Source organism: Bradyrhizobium paxllaeri (genome assembly GCF_001693515.2).
GTDB classification, from domain to species: domain Bacteria; phylum Pseudomonadota; class Alphaproteobacteria; order Rhizobiales; family Xanthobacteraceae; genus Bradyrhizobium; species Bradyrhizobium paxllaeri.
Genome location: NZ_CP042968.1, coordinates 1,775,977 through 1,788,208, shown reverse-complemented (window position 1 = coordinate 1,788,208; position 12,232 = coordinate 1,775,977). Strand labels below are relative to the sequence as shown.

The window sequence follows — 12,232 nt, the reverse complement described above, 5'->3', positions numbered from 1 at the left end:
ATAATCTAATTTGCTGAACAGATTCAATCTGATTTGGGCCGTCCAGTCGTCAGCGCAAAAATATACCACTTCCCTTTCACCCCAAATCAGCGGCATTTTCCGCGCGTCCCGCCTCGACACGAGGGGCGTATCGCGGTCGTCACGAACGTGAGGCGGGATGCGGTGGACGCAAGAGCGTCGGCGCACAGGTTGGTCGCAGGGTGAGTTGAACCTCATGAGCGGCCGGCGGCGCGCAAGATGACGGCGCTTATTGCGTACGGCAAAGCCGTGTGGTCCTGACACCCGTGGCTGGTGCCAAGCTTGACGGAAGTTTATCGAAACCCAACCGGGTTTCGATGAACTGCTAATCCGGCAGTGACGGAGGCCAGAGGAATTCGGCTCCGGGGAGACCACGGCATAAGCCGTCAACCCATTGCGCAGGGAATGCCGGACTGCTTCGGCTGTACCTGTATGCTCGTGTGCGCATTTCCTACACACATTGCACACGAGACCGCGGGTGCGGCGAGCACCCGGCATTCCCTGCACCCTCCGTATCAGGGGGTGAACCTGACAAGGCCCGGACGCCACGCGCCGCGGGAACGCAGACCTGTATCCGGCTTTTGAAGGGAATGGACGGTTGACTCGGGAACCGCCAGCAATCAGAAAAAGTCCTGAAAAATGAACGGCTAGGATAATGGTCGGAGTGGCAGGATTCGAACCTGCGACCCCTGCGTCCCGAACGCAGTGCTCTACCGGGCTGAGCCACACTCCGACTTGGAAGGCGGCTTATAGCCTTGGGTTTCGGCGACCGCAAGCAGCCGAATTAAGGAAATTAATCACAGTGAATGTTGGCCTGAAAACCCAGATTTTGCCCGCCGGTGAGGCCGCTGTGTCGGCCGCCGCGCATGCGCTGGCGGCAGGCGGGCTGGTCGCGTTCCCGACCGAAACCGTCTACGGCCTCGGCGCCGATGCTACCAATCCGGCCGCGATCGCGCGCCTCTACCAGGCCAAGGGCCGGCCGGCCTTCAATCCGCTGATCGCCCATGTCGGCGATATCCGCGCCGCACAGCAGATCGCCCGTTTTGACGCCGCCGCGACGGCGCTGGCCGAAGCGTTCTGGCCCGGCCCGCTGACGCTGGTGCTGCCGAAGACGGAAGGTTGTGCGGTGGCCGATCTCGCGACCGCCGGCCTCGATACGGTCGCGGTCCGCATCCCGGCCCACGGAATCGCGCGTGATATCCTGCGCGTCTTCGGCGGCCCGGTGGTGGCGCCATCAGCGAACATTTCGGGCCACGTCTCGCCGACCACGGCCGCCCATGTGCAAAGCGATCTTGCGGGGCGGATCGACCTGATCGTCGATAGCGGCGCGGTCGAAGTCGGCGTCGAATCGACCATCGTCGGCTGCTTTGAGGCGCCGATGCTGCTGCGACCCGGCGGCCTGCCGCGCGCCGAGATCGAGCGCGTGCTTGGCCGCGCGCTTCTGCAACCGCCGGCGGATGCCGAAAGCGACAATGGACAGCCGCTGGCGCCGGGTATGCTGGCCTCGCACTACGCGCCGCGCGCGCGGGTGCGGCTCAATGCGGTCGCGATCGAGCCCGACGAAGCATTGCTCGCGTTCGGCCTCGGAGCAATTTCGGGAATTGACGCCGCCTCGCACGTGATGAATCTGTCAAAGCGCGGCGATCTCGACGAGGCGGCCGCAAACCTGTTCGGTCATCTTCGCGCGCTCGACGCCAAGGGCGCGCACACCATCGCGGTCATGCCCATCCCGGACGAGGGATTGGGCGAAGCCATCAACGACCGGCTGCGGCGCGCGGCCGTGGGGCGGGAATGAAAGAGAAGAAGAAAATGAATGTCGTCCAGAATTCCGTGCCGCCGCTTCCCGCCGAGCTGATCGCAAAATTCCGCGCTATCGTCGGTGACAAATATGCGGTGACCGATGCGGCCGATATCGCGCCCTACGTCACCGAGGAACGCGACCTGTTCCATGGCCGCTCGCCGCTGGTGCTACGGCCCGGCTCGACAGCGGAAGTATCCGCGATCTGCAAGCTCGCCAGCGAGCACAGAATCGCGCTGGTGCCGCAGGGCGGCAACACGGGCCTCGTCGGTGGTCAGACCCCACATCATGGTGAGGTCGTCGTCTCGCTGCGGCGTCTGGATAAAATTCGCGACATCGACCCCGCCTCCAACACCATGACCTGCGAAGCCGGCGTCGTGCTGCAGATCGCGCAGCAGCGTGCGGCCGAGGTCGATCGCCTGTTCCCGCTGTCACTCGGCGCGGAAGGAAGCTGCACCATCGGCGGCAATCTCTCCACCAATGCCGGCGGCACGGCGGCGCTGGCCTACGGCGTGGCGCGCGAAATGGCGCTCGGGCTCGAAGTGGTGCTCGCCGACGGGCGAATCCTGAACGGATTGTCGAAACTGAAAAAGGACAATACCGGCTACGACCTGCGCAACCTCTTCATCGGCGCCGAGGGCACGCTCGGCATCATCACCGCAGCGACGCTAAAGCTGTTTCCGAAGCCGCATGCGGTGGAGACCGCCTATGTCGGCCTGCAATCGCCGGCGCAGGCCCTCAAACTGTTGTCGATTGCGCAGAACGAGGCCGCCGGCAGCCTGACCAGCTTCGAATTGCTGGCCGACATCGCCGTCGATTTCAGCCTGCGCCACGGCATCGACATCCGCGATCCCCTCACGACCAAGCATCCCTGGTACGTGCTGATGGAATTGTCGTCCTCGCGCGACGACGCCCGTGCCGCGCTGGAATCGATCCTTGCCAAGGGAATGGAGGAAGGCATCGTCGATGATGCCGTGATCGCGGCGAATCTGACGCAGCGCGCCGGGTTCTGGAAACTGCGCGATGAAATGTCGGCGGCGCAGAAGCCGGAAGGCGGCTCGATCAAGCACGATATCTCGGTGCCGGTTGCCGCGGTCCCCGCGTTCATCGAGGAAGCCAATGCAGCGGTGGTGAAACTCATTCCGGGCTCGCGGCCGGTGCCGTTCGGCCATCTCGGCGACGGCAACATTCATTACAATGTCAGCCAGCCGGTCGGCGGCAACACCGCCGACTTCATGTCGCGCTGGCATGAGGTCAACGAGGTCGTATTCGAGATCGTGCTGCGGATGGGCGGATCGATCTCCGCCGAACACGGCATCGGCGTGCTCAAGCGCGACGAACTGCCCGATGTAAAGGACAAGGTCGCGATCGAACTGATGCGCGGCATCAAGGCGATGCTCGACCCGCTCGGCATCATGAATCCGGGGAAAGTGCTGTGACTGCGCCTGCCGCGAAGCCAACTCCCGCGCTCGCCATCACCGACATCGCGGATGCTGACGTTGCGACCGTGATTGCGCTGTGGCAGGCCTGTGGCCTGACGCGGCCGTGGAACGATCCCGCCGCCGACATTGCCCTCGCCCGCCGCGAGCCGAACTCGACCGTGCTGATCGGCCGCGACGGCGATGCGATCGTCGCTACCGCGATGGTCGGTCATGACGGTCATCGCGGCTGGGTCTATTACGTCGCCAGCGATCCCGCGCTCCGCGCGAAAGGTTTTGGCCGTGCCATCATGAATGCGGCCGAGGACTGGCTGCGCGCCGCTGGCATGCCGAAACTGCAGTTGATGGTTCGACGCGAAAACGCCGGCGTCGCCGCGTTCTATCAGTCGATCGGCTACGAAGAGGCCCAGACCGTCGTGTTCGCCAAATGGCTCGACGGCCGCGCGCCGACGCGGTGAGCTGAAGGATTTTCATGAGCATCTCCGATCGTGTCCGCGTCAAGAATATCAGCGTGCTCTCCGACCGGCATTACCGGTTGAACGAGGTCGAGTTCGACTATCGCCGCGGCAGCGGCGAGTGGCAGACAATGAAGCGCGAGGTGTTCGACCGCGGCCATGCGGCGGCGCTGCTGCCGTATCGTGTCGCAAGCCGCAGCGTCGTGCTGACGCGCCAGTTCCGCCTGCCGACCTATCTTGCCGGCTACGACGAGCTGATGATCGAGGCCGCCGCCGGCATGCTCGACGACGCGTCGCCGGAGGCGCGTATCCGTGCGGAGGCCGAGGAAGAAATCGGCTATCGGCTCGGTGAGATCAGAAAGATCTTCGAGGCCTTCATGAGCCCGGGCTCGGTCACCGAGAAGCTGCACTTCTTCGTCGCCGAATATGAAGCCGCGATGCGCGTCGGCGATGGCGGTGGCCTCGTCGAGGAAGGCGAGGACATCGAGGTGCTGGAATTGCCGATCGACCAGGCACTTGCGATGATATCGGACGGCCGCATCGTCGACGCCAAAACCATCATGCTGTTGCAATACGCCGCGCTGAATATTTTTCGCTGAGGTGCCGTAGGGTGGGCAAAGCGCAGCGTGCCCACCATTCGCGATGATTGCTTGGATAGATGGTGGGCACGCTTCGCTTTGCCCACCCTACAAGAGATCGCGACGCCTTCAAAACAACGAGCCCTGCCCGTCATCCTCTTCCACCGCCGCCTTGCGCGACGCCTTCTTCGCGGGCTTCGGCTCCTCCTCCGCCCGCTGCTCGTCGGTGATCGGCAGCAGCAATTGCGCGTCGTCATTGACGACGCGGTTGACGCGCGTGGAAATCTCGTGCCAGGCGAACTCGCCCTCCGCCGGTCCGCGCAGCAGCGGCATCACGTCGTTGGCGTCATTGGTCCGGCCATCGAGCCAGCGCTCGAATTGCTCAGGCGCGATCGTCACGGGCACGCGATGATGCAGGCTAGCGAGATCGCGGCTGGCGGGCGCGGTGACGATGGCGACGCCGTCGGTCTCCTCGCCGTTCGGCCCCATCCAGGTCTCCGCCAGCGCAGCAAAGCCGACGGGATGGCCGTCGCGGCGATGGATGAAGAACGGCCGCTTGCGACCGTTGGCATCCTGCCATTCGTAATAGCCGTCGGCTGGAATCAGGACGCGCCGCCGCTTGATGGCGTTCTTGAACGCGGGCTTGTCGAGCACCGTCTCGGATCGCGCGTTGATCAGGAGCGTAAATTTACGGGGGTCTTTGACCCATGCCGGGACCAGCCCCCAGCGCATCAGCCGGAAATGGCGGCCGCCATTTTCCAGAATGATCACGGGAACCGGTTGAGTTGGCGCGATATTATACCGCGGCGGGAAATTAGGCTGCTCGATATAACCGAAGATCTGCCGAAGCGCCGCCGGCGGCGAGGTAATAACGAAACGTCCGCACATTATCTGATCAACTCAAGCTTCTGTTTAAGGGGTGTTAACCCACCGTGTTAACAGTGGAACAGATGAATGTTACGGCCGCCACAGAAGTGCGATCCGATCGCCCGATGCCGCCACCGACGACGGTCCGTATAGACGAGGCCCGTGCGGAGCAATTGCGCGCGGCCAACATCAATCCCCGCACCGGGCTCGCCACCGACTACCTGAATCATTTCAACGAAGCCATCATGCTGCTCGAAATGGTTCCGGACATGCCGGAATGCGCGGAGGATTTTCTCACCTGGACGCCGCTGTCCTACGCCGAGCATTTCTGGGCGTCCAACTTCAAGGCCCGCGACCTCGCGATCGAGGCCTACGAATCCGCCGATCCCAAGGTCCGTGCCGATTTCGACAAACTCACGGCTACGATGACGTCGATTCTATCAGCGGTGGGCAAGGCGATGCGCGAAGCCCAGCAGGACAAGACCCGCTCCACGCTGGCCGAGCAGGCCACCGCCTGGGTCAAGCCGCTGGTGGCGATGGCCGGCGGCGTCATCAACGGCAATTCCGACACCGATATCGAATCCGCGCTGACGAACTAGCCTTGCGCCTGGCTCCAGCCCGCCGCCATTAGACCTGCGCGGACCGATCGGGCATGATCGTTCCACAGGAACCTGCTTACCGGACCGACCCTTGACCGCCCCTCTCCAGCCGACCCGCCCCCAGCTCGCCGTCAGCGGCGCGATTTTTCGCGACGGCAAGGTCCTGCTCGTCCGCCGTGCCCGCTCGCCCGGCAAGGGCTTCTACTCGCTCCCCGGCGGCCGGGTCGAATTCGGCGAATCCTTGCACACCGCCCTCCACCGCGAGGTGGACGAGGAAACCGGGCTCAGAATCGAGATTTTGGGCCTGGCCGGCTGGCGCGAGGTGCTGCCCGGGGCCGGCGGCGGCGGCGGGCATTATCTGATCATGTCGTTCGCGGCGCGCTGGACCGCCCGGGAGCCGGTCCTGAACGACGAACACGACCATTTCAAATGGCTGGCGCCGGAAGAGCTCGGCGGCCTCAAGGTCACCGGCGGCCTCCTGGAGGTCATCGAGGCCGCCCGGAAGCTGGTCTAGACGCCTTGCCTCGGGCGTCCCGAGGGGGCATATCGGCCCTCAAATGCTCAAGCACGCCCTCGCCGCCCTCATCCTGATTTCGGCATGCCATCTGGCCCCGGCGCGGGCCCAGGATGCGGCCGCGCCGTTTGACGGCGAACTGCAGCGGCTGGCCGAGATACTCGGCACCCTGCACTACCTCCGGGGCATTTGCGGCGCCAATGAAGGGGCCAAATGGCGCAACGAAATGCAGGCTCTGATCGACGCCGAAACTCCCTCCGGCGACCGCCGCGCCCGCATGATCGCCGGCTTCAACCGCGGCTATAACGGCTTTCAGCAGACCTACCGGACCTGCACCCCCGCAGCTTCGGTCGCAATTCGCAGATATATCGAGGAAGGTTCAAAGATCTCGCGCGACCTCACCGCGCGCTACGCGAACTGAGGGTCCATGGACGCCATCTATTTCGACCTCGACGGAACGCTGACCGACCCCAAGCTTGGGATCACCCGCTCGATCCAATACGCGCTGCAACGGCTTGATCATCCAACGATCCCGACCGCGGACGAACTGACCTGGTGCATCGGCCCGCCGCTGCGCTCGAGCTTTGTGAGATTGCTCGGCGGCGATCATGCCGCCGACCGGGCGGTGGTGCTCTACCGCGAACGATTTTCCGACATCGGCCTCTACGAAAACGGCGTGTACGACGGCATCGACGAGGTGCTGACCGCGCTCCGTGCGTCCGGTCACCGGCTGTTCGTCGCCACCAGCAAGGCGCATGTGTTCGCCGAACGCATCATCGACCATTTCGGCTTGCGCAAGCACTTCGAGCGCGTGTTCGGCGCCGAGTACGACGGCACCCGCGCCGACAAATCGCATCTGCTGGAATACGCGTTGAAAGAAGTCGGCGTCGATCCGTCCAAAACCCTGATGATCGGCGACCGCAGCCACGACATGGTCGGGGCGAAAAACAACGGCATGAAGGGCATCGGCGTGCTGTACGGCTACGGCAGCCGCGACGAACTGCTGGGCGCCGGTGCGCACCATGTCTGCGCCACGCCGGGCGCGATTCTCGGCTGCATTTCCTGAAGCAGGCGACCTCAAGGAACCGCCGCCGCAAATATCAACAGCGCCGTTAACCTTTCCTAAAGATGTGGCTAGGCGCATCAGCACCGCGTGCTACAGCTTATCGCGTGAGGATGCGTTCCGCCCTGGTTCGCGCGCAGATTTCGTTGAGCTTCATGAGCCGCCCAGCCACCTTCCCGATCGCCCACGACCCTCTTCCCGATCTCGAACAGAAGCGGACTGCGCTCGGTTACCTCAGCGAGGCCTGGGCGGAGGCGCGGCATGACGGTGTCGATGGCGACTGCCTGGCGCAGGCGAGCCTGTTCACCGCACTGGCGGAACTGGTCTCGACCTATGGCGAGGATGCAGTAGCGAAATTCGCGGATGGTCTCTCCGCGCGCGTGCGCAACGGCGAGTTTTCGCTGGCGCTGGCGAAGCAGTAGACTTGCTCCGTCGTCATTGCGAGGAGCGAAGCAACGAAGCAATCCACCTATCCGTTATGCCGCGCCATGGATTGCTTCGCTGCGCTCGCAATGACGGGGGAGAAATTCTGCCCTACGCCTTCAACGTCTCCAGGAACCGCACCGGCTCGCCGGTTGATGGCGTCGTCACCTCGCCCTGCCACATCACGCGGTTGCCGCGGACGAAGGTGCCGACCGGCCAGCCAGTGACGCGGACGCCGTCATAGGGCGTCCAGCCCGCGCGCGAGGCCACCCATTTGTTGGTGATGGTCTCCGTGCGCTTGAGGTCGACGATGGTGAAATCGGCGTCATAGCCCGCGGCGATACGGCCCTTGCAGGCGATGTTGTAGAGCCGCGCGGGGCCAGCGCTGGTGAGATCGACGAAACGCGCCAGCGACAGCCGGCCGGCATTGACGTGGTCGAGCATCAGCGGCACCAGCGTCTGCACGCCGGTCATGCCGGAGGGCGAAGCCGGATAGGTCTTGGCCTTTTCTTCCAGCGTATGCGGCGCGTGGTCCGAGCCAAGCACATCGATGATGCCCTGCTCGATGCCGCGCCAGATGCCTTCGCGGTGATCGGCCGAGCGCACCGGCGGGTTCATCTGCGCCAGCGTGCCGAGCCGCTCATAGCATTCGGGTGCGGCCATCGTCAGATGATGCGGCGTCGCCTCGCAGGAGGCGACGTCCTTGTGATCGCGCAGATATTCGATCTCCTCCTTGGTGGAGATATGCAGCACGTGGATACGCTTGCCCGTCTCGCGCGCGAGATTGACCAGCCGCTGCGTCGCCATCAGCGCCGCGGTCTCGTCCCGCCATATCGGATGCGAGCGCGGATCGCCCTCGACGCGGATCGGCTTGCGATCGTTGAGGCGGTATTCGTCCTCGGCGTGAAAGGCGGCGCGGCGGCGGATCACCTGGAAGATGCGCCGCAGGCTTTCGTCGTCCTCGACCAACAGCGCGCCGGTGGAGGAGCCGATGAACACCTTGACGCCGGCGCAACCCGGCGCGCGCTCCAGTTCAGGCAGATGATTCACATTCTCGCGGGTGCCGCCGATGAAGAAGGCGAAATCGCAATGCATACGATGGTGACCGGCCTTGATCTTGGCGGTGAAGGTCTCCTCGGTGACCGTCAGCGGATTGGTGTTCGGCATCTCGAACACCGCGGTGACCCCGCCCATCACGGCGCTGCGCGAGCCGGTCTCGAGGTCTTCCTTGTGCGTCAGCCCGGGCTCGCGGAAATGCACCTGCGTGTCCATCACCCCGGGCAGAATGTGCAGGCCCTTGCAGTCGATGGTCTCGCCGGCGGAAGCCTGTCCGAGCCCGCCGATCGCGGCGATCCGGCCATTGGAAATGCCGATGTCGCGGACACCCTCGCCGTCCTGATTGACCACGGTGCCGGATTTTAGAATGGTATCAAATCGTTGATTCATCGGTCCTCGACGCCCGCTTTAAGGCTCTCGTGCAGGGCTTGTTGGCGGCACCTTAGCGCCTTAACTTCGCATGGGATATCCATCGCCTGCGTTTTCCCAGGAACTTCAGATAAGCATCAAAAGAGGCCGTTTTAGCTTATGAAAGCAGCGTTTCTTCCAGACCGGGGCGTGGTCAAGGTGAGCGGCGAGGATGCCCGCAACTTCCTCAACGGCCTCATCACCACAGACGTCGCGCTGCTGCAGCCCGGCCTTGGCCGGTTCGGCGCGCTGCTGACGCCGCAGGGCAAGATCACGGCCGATTTCCTGATCACCGAAGCCCCGGACGGCCACGGCGGCGGCTTCCTGATCGATGCGCCCCGCGCGCTGGCGCAGAACCTCGCCGACAAGCTCGGCTTCTACAAGCTGCGCGCCAAGGTCAAGGTGGAGAATATTTCCGACGGCATGGGCGTGCTGGCGGCTTGGGACGGCGAGCCCGCGATGAAGCCCGATCTCGCCTTTGCCGATCCGCGGCACGAAGCTCTCGGCTGGCGCATTCTCGTATCGGAAGATCTCAAGCAGAAGGTCGCCGACGTGCTCGGCGCTGATCTCGTCGACAGCGAGGCCTACGAGGTCCATCGCATCGCCCTGGGCGTGCCGCGCGGCGGGCTGGATTTCATGTACAGCGACGCGTTCCCGCATGAGACCAATATGGACCGTCTGCACGGCGTCGATTTCGACAAGGGCTGCTATGTCGGCCAGGAAGTGGTGTCGCGGATGCAGCATCGCGGCACCGCGCGCACGCGGATCGTGCGGGTCACGCTGGAAGATTTTTCGCCCGAGACCGGCGTCGCCGTTCTCGGCGGCGACAAGCAGCTCGGCACCATGGGATCGACCGCCGGCGGCCATGGCCTCGCGCTGGTCCGGATCGACCGCGTTGCGGATGCGCTCGATGCCGGACTTAAGTTGACAGCCGGTGGCCTTGCAATCCGGCTGACCGATCCGAACGACGTTCGCACCCCACCGAAGCAGACCGTCGCATGAGCAAATCTGCGCGCCTGCACCCTGACGGCAAGATGCGGTGCCCGTGGCCCGGCGAAGATCCGTTCTACATGGCCTATCACGACACCGAATGGGGCGTGCCCGAATATGACGACCGCGCGCTGTACGAGAAGCTGATACTCGACGGCTTCCAGGCCGGGCTGTCCTGGATCACGATTTTGCGCAAGCGCGAAAACTTCCGCAAAGCGTTCGACGATTTTCAACCCGAGAAGATCGCGCGCTACAGCGACAAGAAAGTCCATGCGCTGATGAACGATGCCGGCATCGTGCGCAACCGCGCCAAGATCGAGGGCGCGGTCAACAGCGCCAAGGCCTACCTGAAGATCATGGAAGAAGGCGCGGGCTTCTCCAAATTCCTGTGGGACTTCGTCGACGGCAAGCCCGTCGTCAACCAGTTCAAGACCACCGCGAGTGTACCGGCCTCGACGCCGGTCTCGGTCAAGATCTCAAAGGAGCTCGGCGCGCGCGGCTTCAAGTTCGTCGGTCCGACCATCGTCTATGCCTTCATGCAGGCCACCGGCATGGTCAACGATCATCTCGTCACCTGCTTCTGCCACGAGAGCTGCAGCGGCAAGCTCCGCAAGCCGCGCCTCAAGGCCAAATGACGCCGCGAAAATCGTCCAGCGTCGCTACCCGAGCCTGGCAGCGTATGCTGTCGGGGCGGCGACTCGATTTGCTCGACCCCTCCCCGCTCGATATCGAGATCGCCGACATCGCCCATGGGCTGGCGCGCGTGGCGCGCTGGAACGGGCAGACCAGCGGCGCGCATATTTTCTCGGTGGCACAGCACACGCTGCTGGTCGAAGCCGTGATGCGCGAGCAGACGCCGCGCGTCGATATCAGCTTCCGCCTCGCCGCGATGCTGCATGACGCGCCCGAATACGTCATCGGCGACATGATTTCGCCGTTCAAGGCGGTGCTCGGCGGCGACTACAAGGTGGTTGAGAAGCGGCTGCTGGCGGCGATCCATATTCGCTTCGGCCTGCCGCCTGTTATCGCCGACGAAATCACCAAGGCCATCAAGGCGGCCGATCGCGGTGCAGCGTATCTCGAAGCCACCCATCTGGCAGGATTTTCGGTGAGCGAAGCGAAGCGCCTGTTCGGCAGGGACCCCGGCCTGCCCGAAGCCACGGTGCGCGACTACCTGACGCCGTGGACCGCGGCCCGGGCCGAGAAGCAGTTTTTGGCGCGATTTACGCTGCTGCTCGGGTGATGGGGCCGCTGTAGAAACGTAGGGTGGGCAAAGCGAAGCGTGCCCACCATTCACAATGCCGCCTGGATAGATGGTGGGCACGGCGCAAACGCGCCTTTGCCCACCCTACGGCCAGCGGCTATAATCGCGGCAAATACCCAGGGAACGTCATGCTTCACGTCTGCTCGCTTGCCGCACTTCCCGAGACCGTCAGGGCGACCGGCGCCAGTCACATTCTCACCGTGATGGCCAATGTCGACCAGGTGCTGCGCCCCGCTTCGATACTCGAAGCCAACCATCTGAGGGTGTCGATGGACGACATCACCGAACAGATGGATGGCTTTGTCGCACCGTCGGAGCTGCACATCGAGAGGGTCCTGAATTTCGTCCGAGGCTGGGACCGTACCGCGCCGATGGTCGTGCATTGCTATGCCGGCATCAGCCGCTCGACAGCGAGCGCGTTTGCCGCCGCCTGTGCGCTCAATCCGCACCGTGCCGAGATCGAGATCGCCCGGCAAATTCGCGCCCGTTCGCCGATCGCCTCGCCGAACCGGCTGATCGTCAGCCTCGCCGACAGGGCGCTGGGGCGCGAGGGGCGGATGCTGCGCGCTCTCGACGAAATGGGCCCGGGTAGCATGACGGTCGAAGGCCGGCCCTTCCAGCTCGATCTGGAATAGAGCCTCTCCAAGGGCAATGGCACGAAAACGCCATATCATTTGCGGCGAAGCGTGCGACATTGCCCGCCGGGCGTGATTTGAACTTTTAGCGGACAAAGACGCACACAGGATTGCAACCGGGCTGC

Annotated in this window: 15 protein-coding genes and 1 tRNA gene; 13 read left to right on the top strand and 3 right to left on the bottom strand. The window is 64.0% G+C overall.

The window, feature by feature from the left end; all coding sequences use genetic code 11:
* Positions 1-674 precede the first annotated feature (674 nt).
* A tRNA-Pro gene (locus tag LMTR21_RS08480) sits at positions 675-751 on the bottom strand.
* Between the two features lie 69 nt (positions 752-820).
* Here LMTR21_RS08480 and LMTR21_RS08475 point away from each other — a divergent pair.
* From LMTR21_RS08475 to LMTR21_RS08460, 4 genes are read left to right on the top strand one after another with little or no spacing between them, the layout of a single operon-like run.
* Positions 821-1,813 (top strand): L-threonylcarbamoyladenylate synthase, encoded by a 993-nt coding sequence (locus tag LMTR21_RS08475; RefSeq protein ID WP_065751534.1) that lies wholly within the window; start codon positions 821-823, stop codon positions 1,811-1,813.
* A gap of 14 nt (positions 1,814-1,827) precedes the next feature.
* On the top strand, positions 1,828-3,255 hold the full coding sequence (locus LMTR21_RS08470; RefSeq protein WP_065751533.1) for an FAD-binding oxidoreductase: 1,428 nt from the start codon (positions 1,828-1,830) through the stop codon (positions 3,253-3,255).
* Positions 3,252-3,713, top strand: a complete 462-nt coding sequence (locus tag LMTR21_RS08465) for a GNAT family acetyltransferase (RefSeq protein ID WP_065751532.1) — start codon at positions 3,252-3,254, stop codon at positions 3,711-3,713. Before LMTR21_RS08470 ends, LMTR21_RS08465 begins: the two co-directional genes overlap by 4 nt.
* 14 nt (positions 3,714-3,727) lie before the next feature.
* The gene (locus LMTR21_RS08460) at positions 3,728-4,309 is read left to right on the top strand and encodes an NUDIX hydrolase (RefSeq protein ID WP_065751531.1); all 582 of its coding nucleotides are present in this window, start codon (positions 3,728-3,730) and stop codon (positions 4,307-4,309) included.
* 108 nt (positions 4,310-4,417) lie between these two features.
* On the opposite strand, the gene LMTR21_RS08455 is transcribed toward LMTR21_RS08460, so the two are convergent.
* Positions 4,418-5,176, bottom strand: a complete 759-nt coding sequence (locus tag LMTR21_RS08455) for an SOS response-associated peptidase (RefSeq protein WP_065751530.1) — start codon at positions 5,174-5,176, stop codon at positions 4,418-4,420.
* 104 nt (positions 5,177-5,280) lie between these two features.
* Here LMTR21_RS08455 and LMTR21_RS08450 point away from each other — a divergent pair, with 104 nt between their 5' ends.
* The 5 genes from LMTR21_RS08450 (at position 5,281) to LMTR21_RS08430 (ending at position 7,753) form a co-directional block, all read left to right on the top strand.
* On the top strand, positions 5,281-5,754 hold the full coding sequence (locus LMTR21_RS08450; protein ID WP_065751529.1) for a hypothetical protein: 474 nt from the start codon (positions 5,281-5,283) through the stop codon (positions 5,752-5,754).
* A gap of 91 nt (positions 5,755-5,845) precedes the next feature.
* Complete coding sequence (locus tag LMTR21_RS08445) at positions 5,846-6,268, top strand: NUDIX hydrolase (RefSeq protein WP_065751528.1); 423 nt, start codon at positions 5,846-5,848, stop codon at positions 6,266-6,268.
* A gap of 43 nt (positions 6,269-6,311) precedes the next feature.
* Complete coding sequence (locus LMTR21_RS08440; protein ID WP_065751527.1) at positions 6,312-6,689, top strand: TIGR02301 family protein; 378 nt, start codon at positions 6,312-6,314, stop codon at positions 6,687-6,689.
* A gap of 6 nt (positions 6,690-6,695) precedes the next feature.
* A complete protein-coding gene (locus LMTR21_RS08435) occupies positions 6,696-7,334 on the top strand; it encodes an HAD family hydrolase (RefSeq protein ID WP_065751526.1) in 639 nt (212 codons plus the stop codon).
* 152 nt (positions 7,335-7,486) lie between these two features.
* The gene (locus LMTR21_RS08430; RefSeq protein WP_065751577.1) at positions 7,487-7,753 is read left to right on the top strand and encodes a hypothetical protein; all 267 of its coding nucleotides are present in this window, start codon (positions 7,487-7,489) and stop codon (positions 7,751-7,753) included.
* Between the two features lie 112 nt (positions 7,754-7,865).
* Here the strand turns inward: LMTR21_RS08430 and LMTR21_RS08425 are convergent, their stop codons facing one another.
* Positions 7,866-9,200: a dihydroorotase gene (locus LMTR21_RS08425; protein WP_065751525.1), complete on the bottom strand. Its 1,335-nt coding sequence runs from the start codon at positions 9,198-9,200 to the stop codon at positions 7,866-7,868.
* Positions 9,201-9,338: 138 nt separating this feature from the next.
* Between LMTR21_RS08425 and ygfZ the strand changes: the two genes are divergently transcribed.
* From ygfZ to LMTR21_RS08405, 4 genes are all read left to right on the top strand, one after another.
* A complete protein-coding gene (ygfZ, locus tag LMTR21_RS08420) occupies positions 9,339-10,220 on the top strand; it encodes a CAF17-like 4Fe-4S cluster assembly/insertion protein YgfZ (protein ID WP_065751524.1) in 882 nt (293 codons plus the stop codon).
* Positions 10,217-10,843, top strand: coding sequence for a DNA-3-methyladenine glycosylase I (locus tag LMTR21_RS08415; RefSeq protein WP_065751523.1), 627 nt, complete (start codon positions 10,217-10,219; stop codon positions 10,841-10,843). The genes ygfZ and LMTR21_RS08415 overlap by 4 nt, the downstream gene beginning before the upstream one ends.
* Positions 10,840-11,451: a YfbR-like 5'-deoxynucleotidase gene (locus tag LMTR21_RS08410; protein ID WP_065751522.1), complete on the top strand. Its 612-nt coding sequence runs from the start codon at positions 10,840-10,842 to the stop codon at positions 11,449-11,451. The genes LMTR21_RS08415 and LMTR21_RS08410 overlap by 4 nt, the downstream gene beginning before the upstream one ends.
* Before the next feature lie 149 nt (positions 11,452-11,600).
* Positions 11,601-12,107 (top strand): tyrosine phosphatase family protein, encoded by a 507-nt coding sequence (locus tag LMTR21_RS08405; protein WP_065751521.1) that lies wholly within the window; start codon positions 11,601-11,603, stop codon positions 12,105-12,107.
* Positions 12,108-12,232: the final 125 nt, after the last annotated feature.